This is a genomic window from Pseudomonas sp. 58(2021), from assembly GCF_017491585.1.
GTDB classification, from domain to species: domain Bacteria; phylum Pseudomonadota; class Gammaproteobacteria; order Pseudomonadales; family Pseudomonadaceae; genus Aquipseudomonas; species Aquipseudomonas fluorescens_BT.
Genome location: NZ_JAFGYZ010000026.1, coordinates 41,114 through 67,194 on the forward strand (window position 1 = coordinate 41,114; position 26,081 = coordinate 67,194).

General features: G+C 61.3%; 22 protein-coding genes. 12 read left to right on the forward strand and 10 right to left on the reverse strand.

The features are described from left to right. Positions 1-28 precede the first annotated feature (28 nt). Positions 29-187: a DUF2790 domain-containing protein gene (locus J5M72_RS29070; RefSeq protein ID WP_347709529.1), complete on the forward strand. Its 159-nt coding sequence runs from the start codon at positions 29-31 to the stop codon at positions 185-187. On the opposite strand, the gene J5M72_RS24695 is transcribed toward J5M72_RS29070, so the two are convergent. After that, a complete protein-coding gene (locus tag J5M72_RS24695) occupies positions 177-1,103 on the reverse strand; it encodes a LysR family transcriptional regulator (RefSeq protein WP_169430164.1) in 927 nt (308 codons plus the stop codon). The two genes, J5M72_RS29070 and J5M72_RS24695, sit on opposite strands and share 11 nt — an antisense overlap. 219 nt (positions 1,104-1,322) lie before the next feature. Between J5M72_RS24695 and J5M72_RS24700 the strand changes: the two genes are divergently transcribed. From J5M72_RS24700 to J5M72_RS24725, 6 genes are all read left to right on the forward strand, one after another. Further along, complete coding sequence (locus tag J5M72_RS24700; RefSeq protein WP_207867443.1) at positions 1,323-2,759, forward strand: NAD-dependent succinate-semialdehyde dehydrogenase; 1,437 nt, start codon at positions 1,323-1,325, stop codon at positions 2,757-2,759. 11 nt (positions 2,760-2,770) lie between these two features. Beyond that, the gene (locus J5M72_RS24705) at positions 2,771-3,103 is read left to right on the forward strand and encodes a carboxymuconolactone decarboxylase family protein (protein WP_169430162.1); all 333 of its coding nucleotides are present in this window, start codon (positions 2,771-2,773) and stop codon (positions 3,101-3,103) included. Further along, complete coding sequence (locus tag J5M72_RS24710; protein ID WP_207867445.1) at positions 3,104-4,105, forward strand: NAD(P)H-quinone oxidoreductase; 1,002 nt, start codon at positions 3,104-3,106, stop codon at positions 4,103-4,105. Positions 4,106-4,313: 208 nt separating this feature from the next. Beyond that, the gene (locus tag J5M72_RS24715) at positions 4,314-6,173 is read left to right on the forward strand and encodes an ABC transporter ATP-binding protein (protein ID WP_169430160.1); all 1,860 of its coding nucleotides are present in this window, start codon (positions 4,314-4,316) and stop codon (positions 6,171-6,173) included. 222 nt (positions 6,174-6,395) lie between these two features. After that, positions 6,396-7,889, forward strand: coding sequence for a basic amino acid/polyamine antiporter (locus tag J5M72_RS24720; RefSeq protein ID WP_207867448.1), 1,494 nt, complete (start codon positions 6,396-6,398; stop codon positions 7,887-7,889). Between the two features lie 75 nt (positions 7,890-7,964). Then, positions 7,965-8,507 carry an Hsp20/alpha crystallin family protein gene (locus tag J5M72_RS24725; protein WP_207867449.1) on the forward strand — a complete coding sequence of 181 codons (543 nt, stop codon included), beginning with the start codon at positions 7,965-7,967 and terminating at the stop codon, positions 8,505-8,507. 322 nt (positions 8,508-8,829) lie between these two features. Here the strand turns inward: J5M72_RS24725 and J5M72_RS24730 are convergent, their stop codons facing one another. The 7 genes from J5M72_RS24730 to J5M72_RS24760 form a co-directional block, all read right to left on the reverse strand. Continuing rightward, positions 8,830-9,507 carry a phosphoribosyltransferase family protein gene (locus tag J5M72_RS24730; RefSeq protein WP_207867451.1) on the reverse strand — a complete coding sequence of 226 codons (678 nt, stop codon included), beginning with the start codon at positions 9,505-9,507 and terminating at the stop codon, positions 8,830-8,832. A gap of 87 nt (positions 9,508-9,594) precedes the next feature. Continuing rightward, positions 9,595-10,155 carry a nitroreductase gene (locus J5M72_RS24735; protein WP_207867453.1) on the reverse strand — a complete coding sequence of 187 codons (561 nt, stop codon included), beginning with the start codon at positions 10,153-10,155 and terminating at the stop codon, positions 9,595-9,597. Positions 10,156-10,187: 32 nt separating this feature from the next. Next, the gene (locus J5M72_RS24740; RefSeq protein ID WP_207867455.1) at positions 10,188-11,075 is read right to left on the reverse strand and encodes a universal stress protein; all 888 of its coding nucleotides are present in this window, start codon (positions 11,073-11,075) and stop codon (positions 10,188-10,190) included. Positions 11,076-11,234: 159 nt separating this feature from the next. Further along, positions 11,235-14,831 (reverse strand): magnesium-translocating P-type ATPase, encoded by a 3,597-nt coding sequence (gene mgtA / locus J5M72_RS24745; RefSeq protein WP_207867458.1) that lies wholly within the window; start codon positions 14,829-14,831, stop codon positions 11,235-11,237. Positions 14,832-14,876: 45 nt separating this feature from the next. Next, entirely contained in the window at positions 14,877-16,262 is a 1,386-nt protein-coding gene (locus J5M72_RS24750) for an MBL fold metallo-hydrolase (protein WP_207867460.1), read from the reverse strand. A 97-nt stretch (positions 16,263-16,359) separates the two neighbouring features. Further along, positions 16,360-17,280: a universal stress protein gene (locus tag J5M72_RS24755; protein WP_207867507.1), complete on the reverse strand. Its 921-nt coding sequence runs from the start codon at positions 17,278-17,280 to the stop codon at positions 16,360-16,362. Between the two features lie 72 nt (positions 17,281-17,352). Continuing rightward, a complete protein-coding gene (locus J5M72_RS24760) occupies positions 17,353-17,586 on the reverse strand; it encodes an Lpp/OprI family alanine-zipper lipoprotein (RefSeq protein WP_169430136.1) in 234 nt (77 codons plus the stop codon). Between the two features lie 222 nt (positions 17,587-17,808). Here J5M72_RS24760 and J5M72_RS24765 point away from each other — a divergent pair, with 222 nt between their 5' ends. Genes J5M72_RS24765 through J5M72_RS24775 form a run of 3 tightly spaced genes read left to right on the forward strand, consistent with a single transcriptional unit; the run spans position 17,809 to position 20,762 of the window. After that, positions 17,809-18,456: a BON domain-containing protein gene (locus J5M72_RS24765; RefSeq protein ID WP_207867461.1), complete on the forward strand. Its 648-nt coding sequence runs from the start codon at positions 17,809-17,811 to the stop codon at positions 18,454-18,456. A 22-nt stretch (positions 18,457-18,478) separates the two neighbouring features. Beyond that, positions 18,479-20,320, forward strand: coding sequence for an ATP-dependent zinc metalloprotease FtsH (gene ftsH, locus J5M72_RS24770; protein WP_207867463.1), 1,842 nt, complete (start codon positions 18,479-18,481; stop codon positions 20,318-20,320). A gap of 16 nt (positions 20,321-20,336) precedes the next feature. Beyond that, positions 20,337-20,762, forward strand: a complete 426-nt coding sequence (locus tag J5M72_RS24775; RefSeq protein WP_169430133.1) for a potassium channel family protein — start codon at positions 20,337-20,339, stop codon at positions 20,760-20,762. Positions 20,763-20,766: 4 nt separating this feature from the next. Here the strand turns inward: J5M72_RS24775 and J5M72_RS24780 are convergent, their stop codons facing one another. Beyond that, entirely contained in the window at positions 20,767-23,142 is a 2,376-nt protein-coding gene (locus J5M72_RS24780) for a phosphoketolase family protein (RefSeq protein WP_207867464.1), read from the reverse strand. A 244-nt stretch (positions 23,143-23,386) separates the two neighbouring features. Between J5M72_RS24780 and fnr the strand changes: the two genes are divergently transcribed. Both fnr and J5M72_RS24790 read left to right on the forward strand, forming a co-directional pair. Beyond that, complete coding sequence (gene fnr / locus J5M72_RS24785) at positions 23,387-24,133, forward strand: fumarate/nitrate reduction transcriptional regulator Fnr (RefSeq protein WP_207867466.1); 747 nt, start codon at positions 23,387-23,389, stop codon at positions 24,131-24,133. Positions 24,134-24,157: 24 nt separating this feature from the next. Continuing rightward, entirely contained in the window at positions 24,158-25,141 is a 984-nt protein-coding gene (locus J5M72_RS24790) for a zinc-dependent alcohol dehydrogenase family protein (protein ID WP_207867468.1), read from the forward strand. Here J5M72_RS24790 and J5M72_RS24795 read toward each other — a convergent pair. Beyond that, positions 25,131-26,042, reverse strand: coding sequence for a universal stress protein (locus tag J5M72_RS24795; protein WP_169430129.1), 912 nt, complete (start codon positions 26,040-26,042; stop codon positions 25,131-25,133). The two genes, J5M72_RS24790 and J5M72_RS24795, sit on opposite strands and share 11 nt — an antisense overlap. Between the last annotated feature and the right edge of the window lie 39 nt (positions 26,043-26,081).

A 26,081-nucleotide genomic window follows, 5' to 3' on the forward strand; every position in this document is an offset into this window, starting at 1 on the left:
AATCGAACATTCGCATACCCTCAGCTCTGTGACAGCGGCACACGACGGTCCTGCAAAGACTCGACAGATCGAGCAATACGCCTACGGCAGCCACCTTGATGTCGCCAAGGTCATCTCTGAAGACCCGGTGCCGGATGTTTGCGCAGTCGTACCGACGCACATGACCTGCCAGGATTTCAATCGATAAGTTCTTTGGCCGTGGCTGCCAGCAGACTGCCAACCCGATCCTTCAAGGTGTCGATAAAGCGCGTGATTTTTGCATCGACGAACTGCCGGGAGGTATAGACGGCGTAAACGTTGCGCTCATAGGTGTGGTAGTCAGGCAGAACCCGCACAAGCTTCCCGGAACGCAAATCCTCGATGGCCGTGAACCCGGCCAGCAACCCAATCCCCGCCCCCTCTCGAATGGCATGTGCCATCGCATCCATATCGTTGACGCTGAAACTTGGCCCTGTCGGGACAAACGTCGCGTCCCCCGCCTTGCTCCTGAGCTGCCACTCATCCCGCACATAATCCACGGTGCCCAACAGCAGACACTGGTGATCACGCAGGTCTTCAGGCGTCTCGGGAGCCGCATGTCGGGCCAGGTAGTCAGGTGACGCCACCAGCACACAATGGCTGACACCGATCTTTTGGCTGACGTACGCCGAATCGGGTAGCGCCCGAGCAATCAGAATCGAGACATCCAGTTGGTCTTCCAACAGGTTCGGCATGCGTTGCGAGAGCAATAAATCCACCGTCACCTCCGGGAACTGCCGGCGGTACTCCAGCACCGCCCCCGTGACCAGATGCCGAGCCAGCCCGGGGACGCAATGCACACGCATTGTTCCTCGAGGCTCCAGCGCGGCATTGCTGGCTTCGGCTTCGGCACTCTCCAGATCAGCCAGAATTTTCGTGCAGCGCTCATAGAACCGTCGCCCCGCATCGGTGACCGAGAGGCGTCGGGTCGAGCGTTGCAACAGGCGCGCATCGAGCACGTTTTCAAGCGCGGAGACAGCACGCGATACGTTACCGACCGTTGAGTCCAGATGATTGGCCACGGCCGTGAAACTGCCCATCTCGACAACCTTTATGTACACCGACATGTTCGAAAGCTTATCCATCGCGACCTTCCTGTAGATCTGACGCTCACCGTGACAACCCGCTTTTTTCCGGATGCTACACGTTCGGCCCGCGGCTCGATATTACCTCTGCCGACAACAATGATTCCCTTTGGCCCGTCTAAATCGATGGGCTCTCCTTCCATAGACTGGGTTGCACAGGCCGCCTGATCAGGCGCCGGGTTTCATACGAATCTCTGACAACCAACTGAAGGACACAGCATGAAGACTTCCTACGATCCGCTTTATCTTTTCATCGGTGGTGAATGGATCGGTGCCGAAGGGCGCGATACTGCCGCCGTCGTCAATCCGGCAACCGGTCGGGAAATCGGACGCGTCCCACTCGCCACCGCAGACGACCTTGATCACGCCCTTGAAGTGACTCGCCTGTGCTTCGAACAATGGCGTCAGACTGTGCCTGACAAACGCGCCAAGATCCTCAAGCGTGCCGCTGACCTGATCCTCGAACGTGCGCCGCAGATTGCCGCGCAGATGACCTTGGAGGAAGGCAAGCCGCTGAATGAAAGCCTGGATGAAGTGACCCGCGCGGCGGAGTATTTCGAATGGTTCGCCGAAAGCGCCCGGCGTATCGATGGCCGTGTGGTCCCGTCCAATCGTCCAGGCGTATTGCAACTGGTCAAACGCCAGGCCATCGGCCCGGTTGCCGCATTCACACCGTGGAATTTCCCGGCCATCACCCCGGCACGCAAGCTCTCGGCAGCACTGGCCGCCGGTTGCAGCGTCATTCTCAAACCAGGTGAAGAAAGCCCCTCTACAGCGCTGGCCCTGGCGCGTGCACTCGACGATGCAGGATTGCCCAAGGGTGTGTTGCAAGTGGTCTTTGGCGTACCGGATCAAGTGTCCAGCCATCTGATCGCTTCGCCGATCATTCGCAAAGTGACCTTCACCGGCTCAGTACCGATCGGGCGCCTGCTGTCTGCACGCGCTGCCGAAGGCGTGAAACCCATCACCCTTGAACTGGGTGGGCACGGACCGGTGCTGGTCTTCGAGGATGCCGACATTGAAAAAGCTGCCGTTGAGGGCGTCGCCAACCGGTTTCGCGGCACCGGGCAGGTATGTATTTCATCCACCCGGTTTCTGATCCAGCGTGGCGCCTATCAAGCCTTTGTCGATCAGTTTGTCGCTGCGACCCAAGCGCTGAGAATCGGTGACGGCCTGCATCCGGACACACAAGTCGGACCGTTGGCCAACCCAAGGCAGCTGGCCAAGATGGAAGAGCTGGTCGCCGATGCCGTTGAGAAAGGTGCACGGGTATTGGTCGGTGGTGAAGCCTTGTCAGGCGAAGGCTACTTCTTCCAGCCCACGGTTCTGGCGGATGTGCCGATGAACGCCCGCGTCATGCACGAAGAACCCTTCGGCCCCATTGCCGTACTGATGCCGTTCGATGAACTGGCCGATGGACTGCAAGAAGCCAACCGCCTGCCCTACGGACTCTCCGCTTACGCGTTCACCTCCAGCGCGCGCACGGCCATTGACGTTGCCGACGGATTGGAGGCCGGGATGATCGGGATCAACCAATATCGCATCGTCGCGACCGAGCTCCCGTTCGGCGGCATGAAAGAAAGCGGTCACGGCTCCGAAGGCGGCATTGAAGGCATCGAGCACTATCTCACCCACAAATTCATCAGCCAGGTTTAAGGAACTCGCCCATGTCCAAGCTCAATTTCAAAAGTCCTCGGGAAGCCGCGCGCGCGTTCACGCCAAAGCTGTCGCAATTCGTCGACTCAACGCTTTATCCGCACATCTGGAGCGATCCGGCGCTGTCCCCGCGCGACCGCAGTCTGATCACCGTGGCGGCATTGATTGCCGGTGGTCACTCGGAGGAGTTGCCTGCTCACTTACGCCGGGCGGCTGGCAACGGTGTGACCCAAGACGAAATGGCGGCGGCGATCACGCACCTGGCGTTCTATGTAGGTTTCCCTGGCGCCATCACCGCATCGGCTATCGCCAACGCCACGTTCAACGAAACGGAGAACAACTGAATGAAAGCCATCAACATCAAAGCGTTTGGTGCGCCAGACGTCCTGGAACTCGTAGAGGTTGCCAATCCTGAAGTCCGTCCGGACGACCTGCTGGTGCGTGTCTATGCCGCCGGGGTGAACCGTGCGGACCTGACTCACCGGACCGGTGGATACGGGCATCCGAATTTTGGCGACTCGCTGATCATCGGTCTGGAAATCGCCGGCGAAGTGATCGGCAAAGGGAGCGCGGTGACGGGGTTCGAGGTGGGAGATCGAGTCATGGGCGTGGTCGGCGGCGGTGCCTACGCCGAGTTGGCGCGCATCGATTACCGCATGGCCATGCACATCCCGGCACAGCTTGATTATGTACAGGCGGCGGCCATTCCCGAGGTCTTCGTCACGGCCCATGAAGCAATGATGCATCTGGCTCGGCTCAAGGCTGGCGATTCAGTGTTGATTCATGCGGCAGCCGGCGGCGTCGGCTCTGCCGCTGTGCAGTTGGCTTACGCCACCGGTGCCACGGTGTATGCGACGACCGATCGCAGCAAGTTGGCGCGTGTCGAGCATTTGGGCGCTGATGTGGCGATCGACTACAAGACGCAGGATTTCGCTGAGGTGATCGCCGACAAAACCCAGGGTCGCGGTGTCGATGTGATCATCGACTTTATCGGTGAGCCCTACTTCGCCCGCAACATCGCGTCCCTTGCACGCGGCGGCCGCCTGATTCAGGTGGGCATCCTTGGCGGAGGCGGCAACATGACGGTGGCGCTGGAGGACATTCTTTACCGCCACTTGCAAATCATCGGTACAGTCATGAAGTCCCGCACGCAACCGGAGAAGCACGCCATGATCAAGCGTTTCCGCGAGCACTGGCTTGATCGCTTCGAGGGTGCCGGCAGCCTTGAACCAGTCGTCGATAGCACGTTTGCGTTATCACGGGCTGCAGATGCTCACCGCCGAATGGAGTCTTCTGAAAACGTCGGGAAAATCATTCTGACGATGCAGCCCGAAGACCTGCTTTGAGCCTGGCCAAATTGGGATGCAGTTGATCCATCTGTGCCAAAAGCCGGGGATCGCCAGACTGCCCGTTACGCCTCGCTGCTGCGTGCCTGCTGGATAGTATTGAGAAACGCCCTGCGGTCAAACTCGGCCGTGCGGCTGTTGTCCTCTTATCCGGGGCCAATGACGAAAATGGCATACTCCCCTGAAACTGATCATTTCGGAGACCACTATGCTTCGCGTGTTTGAACGCAGGCTCGACCCTTTCCCACCCGACGAGGCACCGCCACCGCCCGCAGGCCTGTTGCGTTTTCTGTGGGCCTGCACCCGGGGTGCCCGGGGTTATGTCCTTGCGCTGGCGCTGCTCAGTGCCGGCGTGTCGATCTACGAGGCCTGGCTGTTTTCGTTTCTCGGGCAAGTCGTGGACCTGCTCTCGGCCTGGCAGGCCGGTGGCGCCCAGAGTGCGCAGGAGCGTCGGGTGTTGTGGGGCATCGCCATTGTGTTGCTGACCAGCATCGGTCTGGTGGCGTTGCGCACGATGGTGCAGCACCAGATATTGGCGATCAATCTGCCGCTGCGGCTGCGCTGGGACTTCCATCGCCTGATGCTGCGACAAAGCCTTTCGTTCTTCTCGGACGAATTCTCCGGCCGGGTCACGACCAAAGTGATGCAGACCGCGCTGGCGGTGCGCGAAGTGCTGTTCACCGTCATCGAAATTGCCCCCGGCATCGGTGTTTACTTCATTGCGATCATCGCACTGGCCGGTGGTTTTGCCCTGAAACTCATGCTGCCCTTTCTTGCCTGGGTCGCGCTGTTCGGGTTGGCGATGCTGTATTTCGTGCCGCGTCTGGGACAGGTCGGGCAGGAACAGGCCCATGCACGCTCCTCGATGACGGGGCGGATTTCCGACGCTTACACCAACATCACCACGGTGAAATTGTTCTCGCACTCCAACCGTGAAGCGCATTTCGCGCGCGCAGCGATGGAGGATTTCAAGCACACCGGTTTTCGCCAGATGCGTCTGGTCAGCCAGTTCGAGATCGTCAATCAGGCACTGGTGGTCGGGCTGATTCTTGGCGCCGGTGGTTATGCGCTCTGGCTCTGGCACCAGGGCCAGGTCGGCGCGGGTGCGGTGGCGGCAATCACCGCCATGGCGTTGCGGATCAATGGCATGTCCCACTGGATCATGTGGCAGATGACGTCGCTGTTCGAAAACATCGGCACCGTGCAGGACGGCATGGAAACCCTGACCCGGGGCCCGAAAGTGCAGGACGCGCCGAACGCCGGCGTGCTGGTGCCTTCCGGCGGCGCCGTGACCTTCGACAACGTGCACTTCAACTACAACGGTGAGCGCCAGGTGCTCGACGGCTTGAGCCTGCACATCCGCGCCGGGGAAAAAATCGGTCTGGTGGGTCGTTCCGGTGCCGGCAAATCAACGCTGATCAACCTGCTGCTGCGCTTCTATGACGTGGACAGCGGTACGATTCGCATCGACGGGCAAAACATCGCGCAAGTAACCCAGGACAGTCTGCGCAGCGCCATCGGCATGGTCACGCAGGATACGTCGCTGCTGCACCGCTCGATTCGCGACAACATCGCCTACGGTCGCCCGGACGCCACCGATGCGCAGGTCCGCAGCGCGGCGATCAGCGCCCAGGCAGACGGTTTCATCAGCCAATTGAGCGACCGCCAGGGACACACCGGTTACGACACGCTGGTGGGCGAACGCGGCATCAAGCTGTCCGGCGGTCAGCGGCAACGTATCGCCATCGCCCGGGTGATGCTCAAGAATGCGCCGATCCTGTTGCTCGACGAGGCCACCAGTGCCCTGGACTCCGAAGTCGAAGTCGCCATCCAGGAAAGCCTCGATGACATGATGCAGGGCAAGACCGTCATCGCCATCGCCCATCGTTTGTCGACGATTGCGGCCATGGACCGACTGATCGTCATGGACGAAGGCCGCATCATCGAACAAGGCACCCACGCCGAGCTGCTGGAACGAAACGGCACTTACGCACGCCTCTGGCAACATCAAAGCGGTGGGTTTCTGGGTGAAGAACAAGGGCTGGACGAAGCAATGGACCGGGCGTAAGCCCTCCTGCTTCCCTTCCCTGCAGAACGCTGCTGAAAGCCCTCGACTTGCCTGCGGCGCGAGCCGCGACCGGTTGATCGTCACCCGCGACCGGCGCGGCGTTTTTCTCTCAGTTGATTTTAATCAAACACGCCTGCGCGTTTCTCGCCGAGATTAATCCTCGAGGTCCGCATGACCGCGTCCGCGGCCAATGCCGACCATCCTGTCTCGTGGAGGCGCGTCATGGCTACTCAACTTCAAGACGTTCAACCGGGCGCTACCCCCGCCCAGCATTCGCCACTGACCGGCAGTTTGCGCAAGAGCGAGCCCAGGCGCCTGACGCTGAGCCTGCTGGTGGCGCTGGTGGTGGGTTCGATGATCGGCAGTGGCATTTTCAGCCTGCCGCAGAACATGGCCGCCAGCGCCGGGGCCGGGGCGATCCTGATCGGCTGGCTGATCACCGGGGTCGGCATGCTGTCCCTGGCTCTGGTCTATCAGAGTTTGTCCAACCGCCAGCCGGCACTGGATAACGGTGTATTCGCCTACGCCCGGGCACTGGGCGGTGACTTTCTCAGTTTCAACTCTGCCTGGGGATACTGGATCAGTGCCTGGATCGGCAACGTCAGCTATCTGGTGATTCTGTTTGCCGCGCTGAGTTACTTCTTTCCGGCATTTGGCGACGGCAATAACAAGGCAGCGATTGCCGGTGCGTCGGTCGTGCTCTGGTCGTTGCACTGGATGATCCTGCGGGGCATGCGCACGGCGGCCCGTGCCAACGCCCTGAGCACCGCGGCCAAGATCGTGCCGCTGCTGTTGTTCATCGGTTTTGTGATCGCGGCGTTCCGGCGCGACACGTTCACCATGGACTTCTGGGGCGCACCGGCGCTGGGCAGCACCCTCGACCAGGTCAAAAGCACGATGCTGGTGACGGTCTGGGTGTTTATCGGCATCGAAGGCGCCAATGTGTTTTCTGCCCGCGCCGCAGAACGCGCCGATGTCGGACGCGCCACGGTCATCGGTTTTGTCATCACCCTGTTGCTGCTGATTGCGGTATCCCTGTTGTCACTGGGCATTCTCAAACAACCGGAACTGGCCGCCCTGAAAAACCCTTCGATGGCCGGCGTACTGCAGGCCGCCGCAGGGCCATGGGGTGCCGTGCTGATCAGCATCGGCCTGATTGTTTCGGTCGGTGGCGCCCTGCTCGCCTGGACGCTTCTGGCAGCCGAATCGGTGTTCACACCGGCGAAGGAAAAGGTCATGCCACTGTCGCTCGGCGTGGAGTCCACCCGTGGCGTACCGGTCCACGCCTTGTGGCTGACCAACGGATGCATCCAGCTGTTTCTGCTGCTGACGCTGTATTCGAGCGCCAGTTACCTGGCACTGATTTCCCTTGCCACCTCGATGATCCTGCTGCCCTACCTGCTCAGCAGTCTGTATGCACTGAAAATGACCTGGCAGGGCGAAACCTACGCCGGTCATCGCGCCCTGCAAGTGCGAGACCTGGCCATCGCGCTGGTCGCCACGCTGTATTGCGTCTGGCTGCTGTACGCCGCCGGCCCCAAATACATGCTGCTCAGCGCCTTGCTCTACGCCCCCGGCTCACTGATCTACCTGGGCACGCTGAAATCCCGTGAGGGGCAGCCCCTTGGCGGTCCCGAGACAGGTCTGCTGATCATCATCTGGGCCGCAGCGGCCTACGCCGGCTGGATGCTGTGGTCCGGGACGTTGACGTTGTAAGGAGTTCGTTCAGTCCGCGCGGTTCGCCGACAGGACGTCCGGCGCTGCGCCTTCCATCCGAGAGGAGTACCGAAAATGAGCAATTCCGTGAAAAAAATGCAGGAACATGCGGACGCAAAATCGAACCAGGTGCCCGTGACGACCGATCTCTGGCACCCATTGGAGAAGCTGCGGCAACAGGTTGACCACCTGTTCGAGGACTTTAACCGCGGGTCATTGATGTCGCCCTTCAGTCGTGGCCTGTTCGATGTCGAGCCGTTCTTCTCGCGTGACTTGTTCTCCCGCAGCATGCCCGCGGTGGACATCACCGAAAAGGATAAAAGCTTCGAGATCACCGCCGAACTGCCCGGCATGGATCAGAAGAACATCGAGATCAAACTGTCCAACGGCAGCCTGATCATCAAGGGCGAGAAGAAGGAGGACAAGGAAGAAAAACGCAAGGGCTATCACTTGAGCGAGCGTCACTACGGTTCCTTCGAGCGGGTGTTCAACCTGCCCAAAGGGGTCGACGCCGAAAAGATCGATGCGCACTTCAGCAAAGGCGTATTGAGCATCTCGCTGCCGAAAAAACCCGAAGCGATGAAAGCGGACAAGGTCGTGCCGATCAAGGGCGAATGAATCCGCAGACGTATGCCCCTTGCCGGGAAACCGGCAAGGGGCTTTTTCTTGGGCCTCAGCCTCTGAAAATGTCGAACGGCTCGATCGGAAATACACAGGCACCCTTAGAAGTATCCAGCGCCCTGCCCCCGTTTCTGTGACATTTTTCAATGAATGGCCAACTGGGTATGGCGGGAGCAGTTCGATGCGTTGATATGGATCGAGCAAACCCGGCCGTTGACAGCGCTTCCACTGCCCAAAGGTCAGCCCTCGACCCGGGAGAGGAAACCTTTCCGTTTGACGTATGAAATCAGCGAGGCGGCCATTGCGGTCGCCTCGCCGCTCAACCGGCTGATTCCCGCCGCCACGCCTGTTGCAACAACTCGATCACCTCGGCATCGGTGGTTTGCCGGAAATCCGCATACCAGTAACCGATGGACATCATCCATTGCGGCGTTACCGGACAGATCACCTCGTCCACTTCGAAACGCAAAGCCTCGACCGTTTCCGGCGGCGCAACCGGCACGGCCACGACGATGCGCGCCGGAGCCTGCAAGCGCACGGCCTGGATCGCCGCCCTCATTGAAGCACCGGTCGCCAGACCATCATCAATCAGGATCACCACCTGATCCTTGAGTGCCACCGTCGGGCGCGTGCCCCGATACGCCTGTTCGCGGCGCCGCAATTCGCGGCGTTCCTGCTCGACCACGGCGTCGAATGCGGCAGGGCTGATCGAGTGCACGCGCAGGGTCTGTTCATCGCGGATCTGAATGCCGCCACTGGCAATGGCCCCCATGGCAAATTCCGGTCGGGAAGGAATGCCCAGCTTGCGCACCAACATCAGGTCCAGGCGCACGTCCAGGGCCGTCGCCACCTCATACGCCACCGGAACCCCGCCACGGGGCAAGGCAAGCACAATCACATCCGCTCGATGTGCGTACTTGAGCAGTGGCTCCACCAAACGCCGGCCTGCTGCCGAGCGATCCTGTAACAGGGTGTCCAGCGAAGGATCTGCACTCATGGGAACCTCCTCAGGCGATGGTGCCTGTCGTTGTATGTGGCCGATGCCCGCACGTTCGCCGTCTTTGGCGCAATGCCGCTCGGCGTGTCAGCCAACCCAGTGAATGTCCGGTGCCTGATGGGCAACCGGTGCCGGCGCGTGTTTCGGGTGGCCAACGATGATCGGTGCCACCGCGACCCATGCCTGCGCCAGCTTCAGCGCCTGCTTGCCCTGCGGGGTATTGAGATACCGCTGGGCAAAGCCGATCCAGCAAGTGCCGAGCCCTTCTGCACAGGCACTGAGCATCAGATTCTGGGCCGCCAGTGCACAGTCTTCGACCACCCATTGCCCGGGAGCGTCAGCCGAGATCAGAATCAGCACCGGTGCGTGATAGAAGATCTGGAAGTGCTCGTCGTTGAGCAACGCATGAAACCGCTCCGATTGCGTTCCGCGATCCAGTGTTTCAAGCATGCAGGCCTTCGCCTCGCGTGAAATTCGGTCCAGCAATGCCTGGTCGCGCACCACCGTGAATCGCCAGGGTTGCCGGTTCATTGCGCTGGGTGCGAGAGAAGCGGCATGGATCAGGCGCACGATGACCTCTTCGTCGACAGCCTGCGTCGTGTATTCCCGTGTCGAGTGCCGGCCAGAGATGGCCTGGTCGATATTCATGAGGCGTTCCTCCTTCAGGGGCCGGTGACGGACTACACCGCCAGTACGTTGCAGGGGACCTGGTACAGAATGTGTTCGGTGGTGCTGCCCAGCAGCTTGTCCAGACCGTGAAACTGCACGCGGCCCATGACGATTACATCCACCTGATGCTCGTCTGCGAACTCGCTGAGCGCCGCAACAGGATGCCCCACCACAAAATGCCGGCGATCGGCCGGTACGCCATGCCGGTTGGCCCAGTCCAGGTAGGTCTTTTCAAACTCCCGGCGCAGGCCTTTGGTCAGCTCGGCGACTTTGAGGCCGTCACCCAGTTCTGCCAGGTATTCCTGCGAAACGTCATAGGCGTACAACAGGTGCAGTTCGGCATCACACTGGATGGCCAGGGCGGTGGCCTGCTGGATGATGCGCTCGTTCAACCGGTTGTTTTCCGGGCCGCTCGCCGAGGCATCGACCGCGGCCACGACCTTGCGCGGCAACGCATGGGCCGCGCCGCCCAGCAGGTACAGGGGCACCGGGCAGTGGCGTAACAGATACCAGTCCAGCGGTGTGAAGAACGCACGTTTGAGCAAGGACTCGTGTTGCACTTCCTTGATCAGCAGATCGGGATTGAGCTCCGTGACGTGATCGAGGATCCCCTGTTTCATGTCGTCCGCCCACGCCACTTCGCACGTCACCGTTACGCCTTTGCCAGACAGTTTTTCCGCCTGATACTTCAACCAGTCGCGATGGTCCTGCAGATAGGTTTCCCGGGCCTGTTCCCGGTTGCCTTCTTCCAGCAACCACAGAATGTCCAGCGACTTCACGAGGGCGACGATATGCAATGCCGCCCCACTGACCCTGGCCAGCGCTCCGGCATGGGTAATTGCCGGGGAACCGCGCAGCACCGGGTTGATGACCAACAACAGGCGTTGATATTGGCTCATGATTCATCTCCTGAAAGGCAGGCCGCACAGCAACAGAAGGTTCGGACGAAGAGGCCTTTACGAGGCTGGCTCCCCGTCACGCCAGCGTGCGCCGCACGCAAGTCCGGCGCTTGATAAATATCAAACGCGGCGGTGCTCACGAGCTGCCATCTGCAGAAGTCAACCGATGACTGCACCGCCCCCCGCGCAGCGCTGTGGTGATCGTTGGCGGTGATAGAACACACGCTTCGCGCCTTCGGCGCATATCGTGTACAGCAGACTGATCGCCAGCACCGATGCCAGGATCGGCAACGGCAAGGGCGCCAACCCCAGCGAAGCGGCCATCGGACTGTATGGCAGCCCGATGGCCAGCAGCCCCACCGCCAAGGCACTCACCATCAGTAGCGTCGCCGGGCGACTGCGATAGAACGGTTTGTAGGTGCGCACAATGAAAATCGTCAGCAGCTGGGTCAGCAGTGACTCCACGAACCAGCCGCTGCGAAAAACCTCGGGCACCATCTGTGACAGCAGGTACAAAGCCGCGAACGTCATGAGGTCGAACAACGAGCTCACCAGCCCGAAGACCACCATGAAATTGCGGATCTGATTGATGTCCCAGCGATGCGGGGTACTTTGCCATTCCCGGTCAACGTTATCGCTGGCGATACCCATGGAGGGAATGTCCGACAGGAAGTTGTTGAGCAGGATCTGCTTGGCGAGCAGCGGCAGAAAGGGCAGCGCCAGCGACGCGAGGGCCATGCTGATCATGTTGCCGAAGTTGGCGCTGGAAACGATGGAAATGTACTTCAAGGTGTTGGCAAACGTGTGCCGCCCCTCTTCGATGCCCTCACGCAGCACGTCCAGATCATGTTCCAGCAGCACGAAGTCGGCGGCCTGCTTGGCCACGTCGGCAGCGTTGTCCACGGAGATCCCGATGTCCGCCACTTGCAGCGCCGGGGCATCGTTGATTCCGTCGCCCATGTACCCCACCACATGACCGGTCTTCTGCAGGGCGCGGATGATGCGCTCCTTCTGATTGGGGTCGACTTCGGCGAACAGGGTCGTGCGCGCTGCCAGGTGCATCAGCGCCTCATCCTTCATCGCCGCCAGCTCGGCGCCGGTCATGATGCGCTCCACAGGCAGGCCAACAGCCCGGCCGACATGCCGCACCACCAGGTGGTTGTCGCCGCTGATGATTTTCACCTGCACGCCGAGCCTGTCGAGGGTGGCGATGGTTTCCGTGACGCCCGGTTCCGGCGGATCAAAGAACAACAGGAAACCGCGAAAGCTCATGTCTCGCTCATCCTCGCGGCCATAGTGCATCTGTTCCGGCAGCTCACGCGTGGCAAGTCCCAGGACGCGGAAGCCCTGCTCGCTCCACTCGCCGAAGCGTTGCGCGATCAGTGCCCGTTCAGCGCTGTCCAGTGCCAGGCTCTGGCCCCCACGCCGCACATGGGTACAGACTTGCAACACGTTGTCCAACGCTCCCTTGGTGATCATCAAGCGGGGAGCCGGCGACTTCTGGCTGACCACCACACTCAGGCGCTTGCGCACGAAGTCATAAGGGATTTCATCGATTTTCCGCACCCCGTCGTCCGTCCCCAGGTCTTTGCCCGCCAGGGTGATGGCATCGTCCATGGCATTGCGCATGCCGGTCTGCAGGCTCGCGTTGAGCACTGCCAGTTGCAGAACGCTCGGTGCCGCGATGCCTTCGACATCCATCGCTGCGTCCAGAACCACCACCCCACGGGTCAGGGTTCCGGTCTTGTCGGTACACAGAATGTCGATGGTCCCGAGATTTTCAATGGCATTGAGGTGACGCACGATCACGCCCTTGCCGGCCATGCGCTGCGCACCTTTGGCCAGGGTGATACTGAGGATCGCCGGCAACAGTTCCGGCGACAGTCCGATGGACAGAGCAATCGCAAACATCAGCGTGTCGAGAGGTGGACGATGCAGCAGGATGTTGATGCCGAACACCACGATGGTGATCACCAGCATCACGCGCAGCAGCAGGCCGCCAAAGTGCCGCAGGCCTCGCTCGAACTCCGTTTCCGGAGGGCGTAACGCCAGGGTTCTGGCGATATGACCGATCTCACTGTCCTGGCCGTAGCGGGTCACCAGGACTTCAGCCGAACCGCTGCGCACCGAGGTGCCCATGAACACACAGTTGTGACGCTGCGCGAGGGTGGCTTCCGGGGCGCAGTCCCCCGGTGCTTTCTCCACCGGGTAGGTTTCGCCGGTCAGCAGGCTCTCGCCGATGAAACAATCGAGTGCCTGCAGGATACGACCGTCGGCCGCGATCAGGCTGCCGGCGCTGAGCACCAGAATGTCCCCGGGCACCACATCGCTGGCGGCCACATCCAGCAAGTGACCTTCTCGCCGCACGGTCGCGCGCAAGGCAATCTTGCTGCGCAACTGCTCAACCGCCCGGCTGGCACGATTCTCGTACCAGGCACTGAGCACCGCGCTGATCAGCACAATGCACCCGACGATTGCCGCATCCAGCCAGTCCCCCACCCACACGGCAATACCGGCGCCGGCGATCAGAATCAATACCAACGGCGTGCGCATCTGCTCCAGTACCAGCCTGCCCAGTCCTTTGGGTCGATCCTTGATTGGGGTCGGGGCTCGACGCCGTCGTGCCCTGGCTTGAGCGTGACTCAATCCTGCCGGCCCACTGTGCAAGGTACTGAACAATTGACTGACCGCCGGACTCCAGTAATCCGTGTTGGCCGCAGGGCCGTGCCCGTGGGCGGAGGAATGCCATTCCCGGTGCGCCAGCCAAAGACCGGGAAGCATCGGCAACCAGAACGTCAGGCCGCGAAACAGCAAGGTCGCGGAAAGCGCCACCGCTACATCGATACCGGCCCAGTGCATGGTGACGACGGCAGCCGCCTCGAACGCCCCAAGGCCTCCCGGCACGATGCCGATACTGCGCAAGACGCTGGCGAGCATGAAGCCTGCAAACAGGCCCAGAGGCGGTACCGAAACACCCAGCGAGCGCACCAGAACCCACAGGGTTGTGCTGTCCAGAAGGATGATTGCCAGTTCCAGCAAGGTGATGCGCAACAGCAGAAGGTGGTTGCGCACCAGGCGCCGGTCCGCGCCGGTCAGCAAGGCAAGGCTTCTGGCAACGATCGCCAACCGTTGGCCGGGCACATGTGTCGTCAGTCGTGCATTACCCGCCAGACCCGGAGTGACAATCGCCAGCAGCAGGCTGAATGCGACGAAGATCACGCAGGTGGTCAGCACGGCCGTCGTGCCGTGCCCCTGAACAATGATGACCGGCAACGCCAGGCCCACTGACAAGGCATAGGCCAGAAAATACCCCGACAGGTCCAGTACCAGACACGCCAGCACCACCGGCCTGACAAAGCCCAGACGAACAAACGAGGCCACGACAGCGAACGCCCCGCTGATTCCGGAGGATGGCAGCGCCTGGTCGACAAACAGCTTCATCACGCTGAGCTTGCCCGCGACCCACAGGGACAGGTCCTGGCCTCCGGCCTTGAGCACTACGCGAAACACCTGGCCCTGGGCAACGTATGTCAGGGCCTGCAGAACGAAAGCAACGATGAGCCATTGCGGCTGCGCCTGCGTCAGCAAGCGGCTGAAGGATTCGACATCGGTAAAATGCAGAGCAACCGCTACCACCGTCGCAAACATCGCGGCGCCCAGCAGCCAGGTCAGCCACAGGGCCGACCGGCTGTAATGCCGGTCAAGTTCCAGTGCAGGCCGCCGGTGGATCTCTGAAACGGGCGGTTTTAACGACATGCCGTGCCCCTGCGCATTCATTCGCGTAACGGTTTCGTCTGCCCGTCAGGCCTTGTCTGGCGTATCACCGACAGCGGCCAGTTCGACGCTGTCGCGGTACTCCGGCACCGACACCGACCAGCCCAGCTCCAGACTGATGCGCCGGCGCAGTACGTCCGATGCATTGGGTTCGCCGTGTACCACGAAGGTGTGTTTCGGCGGGCGTTTGAAGCCGCGCAGCCATTGCATGATTTCATCGGCATCGGCATGCGCCGACAGGGTCTGCATCGGCACCACCTCGGCACGGATCGGGACCTCCTGGCCGTGAATGCGCACCGAAGGGGCTCCTGCCACGATCTGTGCACCACGGGTGCCACCCGCCTGAAAGCCCGGCATCAGCAGCGAGTTCGACGGGTTCGGTGCCAACGCCTTGAGGTGGTGCAGCACCCGCCCGCCCGTGGCCATGCCGCTGGCAGCGATGATCACCGCCGGCGTGCGCTGCCTGTCCAGTTCGATCGACTCGTCGGTCGAACGCACAAAATGCGTCCCGCTGCACATCCCTTCGCAGCTTTGCGGCGACAACCGGTGTTCGCTGCGAAAGCGCTGGTACAAACGCGTGACATCCGTAGCCATCGGGCTGTTGAGATAGATCGGCAGATCGGGGATCGCATGCTGCTGCTTGAGGCGGTACAAGTGGTACATCAACAATTGCGCCCGGCCCACCGCAAATGAAGGCACCAGAGTAATACCGTGACGCAGCGCCGTGCGATTGATCACGTCGGCTAATTGGTGCTCCGGGTCCTCGTCTGGATGCTTGCGATCACCGTAGGTCGATTCCACTAGCAGATAATCCGCCTGCTCGATGGTTTCAGGGGCAAACATCAACGGGTCTTCAGGGCGCCCGAGATCGCCGGAACACACCAGTGTCACCCCGTCAGCGACCACTTCCACGGTGCTGGCCCCCAGAATATGACCGGCCCCGCGCAACAGGACGCTCAGGCCAGGGACGATTTCGACCCGATGGTGCCACGCGATCGGGTGCAACAGTTTCAACGTCTGCTCGGCGTCCTGCTCGGTGTACAGCGGCAATGCCGGCGAGTGTTTGGAGAAACCGTGCCGATTGGCGAAACCGGCCTCCTCTTCCTGCAGGCGGCCGCTGTCGAGCAAGAGGATTTTCACCAGCTCACAGGTCGCCTCTGTCGCATAGATCGGCCCGCGATAGCCGTTGCGCACCAGTACCGGCAGGTAGCCGCTGTGATCGAGATGGGCATGGGTCAGGACAATCGCGTCCAGATCCTGCACAGGTAACTGAAAAGGGTCCCGGTTGTGCAGACGCAATTGCTTGTAGCCCTGAAACAGGCCGCAGTCGATCAATACATGCCGATCCCTGTGATCCAGCAGATACTTGCTACCGGTGACGGTGCCGGCCGCACCCAGAAAAGTGATTCGCATGGCCAATTCCCCAGCCTCGACAAGAGCGTCATTGATCGCTCTTTTTGCCTCGCTGCCCTTTGATTTTTATCAACTGCTCCCCTGACTGGCGCTGCCATCAGTCGAAACCGGACGTGGGTTTGACGATCATCAGGCTGCACGGTGCCCGATTCGTCAACGTTTCGACCGTACTGCCGACAGAACCATCGACATCGCGGTGATAGGCCGAACCCAGCACCAGCATGTCGAAAGCGTTCTGGCGGGCGAACAGTTCGATCACCTTATGGGGAATGCCGGTCAGTTGATGCCGGCACGGTTTGCCGATGCCGTAGCGTTCGGCAAGCGCATCGAATGCCTCTTGCTGGGTATCGGTGATCGCCTCGCACAAGCTGTGGTCCAGACTCAATGTCGGCACACTCATCGCAGCGTCCCCCAGCACCGACCAGTTACAGACGTTCAACAGGTGCAACGTCGCCCCGGTTGCGTCCGCCAGGGTGGTAGCCAGGTCGAGAATCCGGTCGTTGAGGCCCTGGGTCAGCTCTTCCAGATGAGAAAGGTCGACGGCTGCCAGTATTTTCGCAGGCACGGAGTTCGCGTTTTCGCTCACCAGGTGCAGATGAGCCGGGCAATCGCGCAGCAATACCCAGTCCAGCGGCCGGTGAAAGGCACGCTCGAGTGCCGGCACATAGTGCATGTCCTTGATCACCAGATCGGCATGGAAGTCATTGATGTATTCGAGCACATGGGCGGGCGTGGTCCTGGCCCACACCACTTCGGTGCTGACGGGCAGTCGGGCGCTGCGCTGAAACCGCGCTTGCTGTTCCAGCCACTGCCGATGCACTTGCAGGTAGCCCTCCCGTGCCTGCGCCATCGCATTCGGGTCAAAGAGCCCCGCCACCGCCAGCGCCTGGACATAATCGAATGCCACGATGTGCAAAAGCGCTCCGGTCGCCCTGGCCAGCGCCTGAGCCCGCTCGAAGGCCGGTGAACGGTTCATCTCGGGGGGAGCAATCAACAAAATACGTTTGAGCTTGAGCATCACTTTCTCCGGCAATGCATGGCCGGTCCCTGCCAGCCTCACGTCCCTGTTCCGACTCACGGATGATCTCGATTACTTGCGCGCCGCTTTTTCGGCTATGCGTCTTGCGCGCTCATACGCCTCTTGCGCCGCTCGCTGCGCCTGCTCTGCCTTGAGCAACGCCTCATCGGCCCGAAGCCTGGCGGTTGCGGCATTGTCCTCGGCGGACTCCAGTCGAGCGTCGAATTCTTCGGTCTGGCGATGACCGCAACCGCCAGTCGCCGCCACCAGCACACCGAGCACGACAATGACCAAGCGCCTGTTCATGGTTTTCTCCTCGATGGATCAATGCTCAAGACCGTGTTGGTTTGAGTATCTGGCGTTGGCCGCCGCCGGCTCTGATCTTTGTCAAACAAATCGCTCGCTTGCGGCCGCTGCGGCCCGAACAGCCATTGTTGATATTCCTCAACGAAATTTTGTCGCTCAGGCGTAGAAAAAAACACCGGGCACCTGTTCCCTGCCCTCTCACATCGCCACGAGGAGACCGTCATGAACGACTTGAGCCTGCGCAAATGCATACTGGAGGAACTCGAATTCCAGCCTGAAATCGACGCTGCCAACATTGGTGTGTCCGTGGAGGATGGCGTGGTCACGCTGACGGGGCATGTCAAAAGCTACGCTCAGAAAGTCAGCGCAGAACGTGCGGTAAAACGGGTCAGGGGCGTACGTGCGCTGGCCGAAGAAATCGAAGTCAGGCTTGAGAGAAATGCCGGTACCGCAGACGACACCATCGCCAGCCGCGCGTTGAAAATCATCCACTGGAGTTCCGACGTACCCGAGGGCGATATCAAGGTCATCGTGCAGGGCGGGCGGATCACGCTGGAAGGCGAAGTCGACTGGCAATACCAGAAGGAAACCGTCGAGCGCTCGGTACGCAAGCTCACGGGCGTCACCGCCGTGAACAATCGCCTGACCCTGCGTCCGCGACTGGACGTCTTCGATATCCAGCAACGCATCGAAGCCGCGCTCAAACGCAATGCCGAAGTCGAAGCCAAGGACATTCGCGTCAAGGTCGAAGGCGATGTGGTGACGCTTGAAGGCCGGGTTCACCTGTGGCGTGAACGGCAGATCGCCGAGCGCGCCGCCTGGTCGGTGCCCGGCGTCAGTCGGGTCGAGGACCATCTGCTGCTGGCATAAACCTCCTCGTCGAGCCATGACCATGAAAAACAATCACCCGTGGAACCTGTCGTATTTCCTGATCGCTTTTGTGGTGCTGGCCCTTGTGCAGTTTCTGTTCGCCGAACGCCATGCCGTGCAAAGCATTCCGTACAGTCAGTTCCTGCAGTTGGTGAACGAGCAAAAGGTCAGTGATCTGCGGGTCGAGAAAGACCAGATCAGCGGCAAGTTGCGCGAACCCATCGATGGCCGTGAACTGTTCACCACGGTGCGGGTGGATTCGACGCTGGCCACGGACCTGGTGCATTCGGGGGTGACGTTCAGCGGCGTCAATGAGAACACCCTGCTCAGCGGGCTGCTGGGCTGGTTGTTGCCACTGATCCTGATCATGGTGGTCTGGCACTTTGCGTTGCGCGGTTTCGCTGAAAAACAGGGGCTGGGCGGCCTGATGAATATCGGAAAATCCCGGGCCAAAGTGTTTGTCGAGCGGGATACCGGCGTCACCTTCGCCGACGTTGCCGGGATCGAGGAAGCCAAGCTCGAACTGATGGAGATCGTTTCGTTCCTGAAGGACAAGGCCCGTTATGCCCGCCTCGGCGCGCACGTTCCCAAGGGTACGCTGCTGGTCGGTCCACCCGGTACCGGCAAGACGCTGGTGGCCAAAGCCATTGCCGGCGAGGCTGGCGTACCGTTTTTCTCGATCTCCGGTTCTGAGTTCGTGGAGATGTTCGTCGGCGTCGGTGCCGCGCGGGTCCACGATCTGTTCGAGCAGGCACGCCAGGCCGCGCCGTGCATCATCTTCATCGATGAACTGGATGCGCTGGGCAAGATGCGCGGCGCCGGTGCGTTCGGTGGCAATGACGAAAAGGAGCAGACCCTCAATCAACTGCTCTCGGAGCTGGATGGTTTCGATCCTCGGGAAGGCGTGGTGCTTCTGGCTGCAACCAATCGGCCGGAGGTTCTCGATCCGGCGCTGTTGCGCGCAGGGCGAATCGACCGGCAAGTGCTGATCGACCGCCCGGACCGCAAGGGCCGACAGGCGATTCTCAAGGTACACCTGCAGAAAATCACCGTGGCACCGAACATCGATAGCGAGCGTATCGCCGACATCACCACCGGTTTCACCGGCGCGGATCTGGCAAACCTGGTGAACGAGGCGGCCATTGTCGCGACGCGGCGCGGCGCCGACCAGGTCGACATCGTCGACTTCACCGCCGCCGTGGAACGGCTGATTGCCGGCGTCGAGCGCAAAAGCAGTGTGCTGCGCCCTGAAGAACGCCGGGTAGTGGCTTATCACGAAATGGGCCACGCGCTGGCCGCCAGCCATTTGCCGGCCATGGATCCGGTACACAAAGTCTCGATCGTGCCACGCGCTATCGGCTCACTCGGGTATACCCTGCAGCGACCGACCGAAGACCGCTTTCTGATCAGTTGCCAGATGCTCAAGGACCGCATGGTCGTGCTGATGGCAGGACGGGCTGCGGAATTCCTCGTGATCGGGGAGATTTCCACCGGCGCCGCCGATGACCTGACCCACGCCACGGACATCGCCCGGCAGTTGGTCACCCGCTTTGGCATGAGCCGCGAACTCGGCCAGGCCGTTCTGGAGCGGCGCAACGCGACCTGGCTCGGCGAACGCGTGCCGGGGCCCGGCGAAAAAGACTATTCGGAACAGACCGCGCGGGAAATCGACTTGGCCATTCGCGCCCTGCTGGACGAAGCCTGGCAGCGCGCCAAAGCGCTGCTCGAAAGGTTGCGGCCCGACCTGGATGCCGGCGCCCGCCTCTTGCTGCAAAAGGAAACCCTGACCCCCGAGGAATTCGCCCCGCTACGGCCCCTGCAGCCGGTTGCGCAACCTGTGCGGACCGACACGGCACCGTCCTGAACCGGGAGGCTGGTCAATGCTGGCAGTCACGCTGATCAACACGCTGGTGGTGATCGTCGCCGTAGTCATTCACTACGAATGCCTGCTGCGTCTGAACGATTGGTTGCCGCGCCTGAAACTGTGGCGCCGATTCAGGATTGTCGTCGGCGTGTTTGGCAGCCTGCTGGCCCATGCCATCGAAGTCTGGGCGTTTGCCCTGGCGTATTACCTGATGGCGCATTCCGGTAAATGGGGCTATCTGACAGGCAACTTCGACGGCACCTTCATGGACTGCGTGTACTTCTCCTTCACCACCTACACGACCATCGGTTTCGGTGACATTTCCCCGGTCGGCCACCTCAAATACCTGACGGGCCTGGAGGCGCTGACCGGTCTGGTCCTCATTACCTGGACCGCCTCGTTTCTGTTCCTCGAAATGCAGAAATACTGGAAGAGCAAGTAGCCGCTCACGGGGATGACGCAGGCGTCCACTGCCAGTTACGCACCTCGGGCAGGTCCTCGCCATGCTCGATGAGATAGAGCTTGTGCCGCTCCATTTGCGACCAGTAGCGCGCCCGTGCTTCATGTAGCTGGTCCTGCAACCGCGGCACGCGCTCGAACACATCGAGCATCAACCGATAGCGATCCAGACTGTTGATCACGGCCATGTCGAACGGGGTGGTGGTCGCGCCCTCCTCCTTGAAGCCACGGACATGGAAATTGTCATGACTCGCGCGTTTATAAAGCAACCGGTGAACCAGCGCCGGGTAACCGTGAAAGGCGAAGATCACCGGTTTGTCGACGGTAAACAACGTGTCGAATGCACTGTCCGACAAGCCGTGAGGATGCTGATACGACGGTTGCAGCACCATCAGGTCCACGACATTGATCACCCGCACCCTCAGGTCCGGCACGCAGTCGCGCAACAGGGTCACCGCGGCCAGGGTTTCCAGGGTCGGTACGTCTCCGGCGCAGGCCATGACCACGTCCGGTGCCTGGTCGTCGCGGCAGGCCCAGGCCCAGCGACCGATACCGGCCTGGCAATGGCGTTGCGCCGCGTCGATGTCCAGCCACTGCCATTCCGGTTGTTTGCCGGCCACGATGACGTTGATGTAATGGCGGCTGCGCAGGCAATGGTCGGCCACCGACAGCAGGCAATTGGCGTCCGGCGGCAGGTAGATCCGCGCGATGTCGGACTTTTTGTTCGCCAGCAGATCGATGAACCCCGGGTCCTGATGCGAAAAACCGTTGTGGTCCTGGCGCCACACATGGGACGTGAGCAGATAGTTGAGCGACGCCACCGGTTTGCGCCACGGTACTTCGGCAGCGGTCTTGAGCCACTTGGCGTGCTGGTTGACCATCGAATCGACAATATGGATGAACGCCTCGTAGCAGGACAGCAAGCCGTGGCGGCCGGTCAGCAGATAACCCTCCAGCCAGCCCTCGCACACCTGCTCGCTGAGTATTTCCATGACCCGGCCATCGGCACTCAGGTTCAAATCGTCAGGCTCCAGCGGATCAAGCCAGGTCTTGCCGGTGACTTCGTACACCGCATCGAGACGATTGGAGGCGGTTTCATCAGGGCCGAACAAGCGAAAATTGCGGGTCGCCAGGCTGTTCTTCATCACCTCGCGCAGGTACGTCCCCAGTACCCGCGTGGCCTCGGCACGTACACTGCCGGGGGTGTCGAGCGGTACGGCGAAGTCGGCAAACCGGGGCAGATCCAGTGGCCGCAGCAACAGCCCGCCATTCCCGTGGGGATTGGCGCTCATGCGCCGATGGCCCGTGGGCGCGAGCGCCGCGATCTCCGGCATCAGCGTCCCCTGGGCGTCAAACAGCTCTTCGGGACGATAACTGCTCAACCACGCTTCCAGCTGTTGCAGGTGAACCGGCTGGCTGAAGTCGGCCAGCGGCACCTGATGCGCACGCCAGGTGCCTTCGACGCGGTGACCATCGACAAACTGTGGCCCGGTCCAGCCCTTGGGCGTGCGCAATACCAGCACCGGCCAGACGGGCCGGTGCGCCACGGCATGGGCCGGCCGCCGACGCGCGTCACGCTGGATCCGGCGAATCTTCAGCAGCATCGTATCCAGGGTCTGCGCCAGCACCTGATGCACCTGCATCGGATCATCGCCTTCGACGAAGTACGGATCGTAGCCATAGCCGCGCATCAGCGCCGACAGTTCGTCCTCGGGGATTCGGGACAGCACCGTGGGGTTGGCGATCTTGTAGCCATTGAGGTGCAGGATCGGCAGCACCGCCCCGTCACGCACCGGGTTGAGAAACTTGTTTGAATGCCAGCTGGCGGCCAGCGTACCGGTTTCAGCCTCGCCGTCACCGATCACGCACGCGACGATCAGATCAGGGTTGTCGAACGCTGCACCATAGGCGTGCGCCAGGCTGTAACCGAGTTCACCGCCTTCGTGAATGGAACCGGGAATCTGCGCCGACACATGGCTGGAGAGGCCATACGGCCAGGAAAACTGCCGAAACAGACGCAACAGGCCATTGGCATTGCGCTCGACCGTCGGACAGACCTCGGTGTAAGTGCCTTCCAGATACGTCTGCGCCACCACCGCCGGCCCGCCATGACCGGGGCCGGCAACGAACAGCATGTTCAGGTCATAGGTGGTGATCAACCGGTTGAGATGGGTGTAGATCAGGTTCAGCCCCGGTGTCGTCCCCCAGTGTCCCAACAAACGCGGTTTGATATGGCTGCGACGCAGCGGCATCGCGAGCAACGGGTTGTCCTTGAGGTAAATCTGCCCGACGGCCAGGTAATTACTCGCCCGCCAGTAAGCGTCCAGACCTTCCACTTGCTCTGCACTGAGAAACTCGCTCATGAGATTGCCCGCCGTGGCCGTTCAACAACTGTTTATCGATTCTGGAGACCTGAAACCCGCAAGACTTGATCTAGATCAAGCGTCGCCCTCTGCGAAAACGGTCATTGGGTCACCTGTCCGCAAGCGCTGTAGATGATGGGTGACATATTCCATTGGTCGTTTTTTACCTTTGCCGACGCCGGTTTGAGTGCCGCCGAGAGCCTGGCGACTATGCTTACAACACAACGTGATGGGGATCACATTCATGCCCGATACAAAACCACTGCAATTTCGTCAGCTCAAGTCTGCCTGCTCCAACTGCAGTGTGTTGGAACTGTGTTTGCCGATCGGCCTGTCCGGGCAAGAGGTAGAGCGGCTGGATGCGCTGATCGTGCAGCGTTTCAAGGTCAGGAAAGGCGCGGCACTTTATCGCGAGGGTGATCCGCTGCGATCCCTGTATGCCGTTCGCCTGGGGTCATTCAAGACCAACGTGCTGTCCGTCGACGGGCGCGAACAGGTCACCGGCTTTCAAATACCGGGAGAAATGCTCGGCCTGGACGCCATCAGCACTGACACCCACGCCTGCAACGCCTTTGCGCTGGAAGACAGCGAAGTCTGCCCGATCCATTTCACCCATCTGGAAAAACTGGCACAGCAACTGCCCTCGCTGCAGCACAACCTGACCAAGCTGCTGAGCCGGGAAATCGTGCGCGACCACGACATGCTCATGTTGCTCGGTACGATGAACTCCGACGAACGCCTGGCGGCCTTCCTGCTGAACCTGTCGCAACGCTTGAACCAGCGCGGCTACTCGGCGAAAAACTTCGTACTGAAAATGCGCCGCGAGGAAATTGGCTCGTACCTGGGATTGCGCCTGGAAACCATCTGCCGGGGCATCGCGCACCTGCGCGATCAGGGCCTGGTGGAAATCTCCGGGCGCGATGTGAAAATCCACAATCTGGAAGGGCTCAAACAGATGATCGCCGGTTGCCATCGCCCTACCTTGTGCTGATCCCGTCAAGTCTGGAGCCTGCCTGTGCGCGCCATGGTTCTGCACTCGCCCGGACAGCCGCTGCAACGGGAAGAACGTCCGGTCCCGGAGCCCGGCGCACGGCAACTGCTGATCAAAGTCCTGGCCTGCGGCGTGTGCCGCACTGATTTGCACCTGCTCGACGGCGAACTGCCGCAAGCTGTGTTGCCACGGGTGCCGGGGCACGAAATCGTCGGTGAAGTCACCGCCGTGGGCGGCGACGTCGCCCCGGAGTGGATCGGGCGACGGGTGGGTGTTCCCTGGCTGGGCTGGACCTGTGGCGAATGCTCGTTCTGTCGCTCGGGCCGGGAAAACCTCTGCGATCAGGCGCAGTTCACCGGCTGCCAACTGGACGGCGGTTACGCCGAGTACACCGTTGCCGACTCGCGATTCTGCTTCCCGATTCCCGATACGCTGAGCGACCAACAGGCCGCGCCCCTGCTGTGTGCCGGGCTGATCGGCTTTCGTGCGTTGCAAATGGCCCGTGACGCCCGACACCTGGGACTCTACGGGTTTGGCGCGGCAGCCCACCTGGCGATCCAGATCGCCCGGGGTCGCCACCAACAGGTGTACGCCTTCACCCGGCCCGAGGATCACGAAAGCCAGGCCTATGCCCGCAAGCTGGGGGCCGTATGGGCCGGCCCTTCGGATCAACTGCCGCCCCATCCGCTGGATGCCGGCCTGATTTTCGCCCCGGTCGGTGCGCTGGTGCCTATGGCACTCTCGGCAACGGTCAAGGGAGGCTGCGTGATCTGCGCCGGTATCCACATGAGCGACATTCCCGCCTTCCCCTATCGCCTGCTCTGGGGCGAACGCAGCCTGCGCTCGGTAGCCAACCTGACCCGTGAGGACGGCACCGCGTTTTTCGCCGAGCTGCAACACACGCCGGTGCACTGCGACATCACCCGGTTTGCGCTGGATGACGCCAATCAGGCCCTGGCCTGTTTGCGCAGCGGCCGGTTCAACGGCGCCATAGTGCTCACCCCCTGATGCTTTGCCGCACCGCGAGAATACTGCCCGGCACGCTGTACAGCGCCCGCTCGGTGTTGCTGCCGATCAAGCGATCGATACCCACCCGGTGCACGGTGCCCATCACCACCACATCGGCCTGATACTGTTCGACAAACTCACTGATCACCGGCACCGGCAACCCCATGACAAAGTGCCGGCGCTCCGGGGGCACGCCATAACGGTCGGCCAGACTGACGAAAGCCATGTGCAACGCCTGGCGCAACTCTTCGGCAAAATCCACGCCCCAGCCGCCACCGACCAGCGGCGCGTCGCCGTTGAACGCAGCCGACAAATCGTAGGCATACAGCAGGTGCAGCGGCGCATCGCACTGCAAGGCCAGGGCATTGGCAGTTTGAATGATGGTGTCGTTCAGGCCGCTGATCTGCGTGGCCGGATCAAACGGATCGACCGCGGCCACCACACGGTGCGGTACCCCGTAACGCGCCTGATTCACCAGGTGCACCGGCACCGCGCACTCGCGCAGCAGGTGGCAATCGAGCGGCGTGATGAACACGCGCTTGAGCGCCGGTTCCAGGGTGACGTCCTTGATCAGCAGATCCGGCTTGAGGTCTTCGACGGCGCGCAGGATGTCCGCCAGCGGGTGCGTGGTGAACACGACCTCGACGGTGGCCTCGATGCCCAGGTCGCCCAGACGCTGTTCTTCATCCGCGACCCAGCGGCGATAGCGACGCAAATAGCGCTGGTAGCTGGCGTCGTCGGTTTTCTCTTCCCACACATGCACCACCGGCACGGGATCGGCAAACGCTCGCACATGCAATACCGCGCCACACGTCTTGGCCAGCGCCACGGCGCGTGTCATCGCCGCAGACGGATGCAGGTTCGGGTCGGCGATCAGTAATAAACGTTGATATTGGCCCATCACACACCTCGGTTCGGACATATCCACCCATGCCAATGA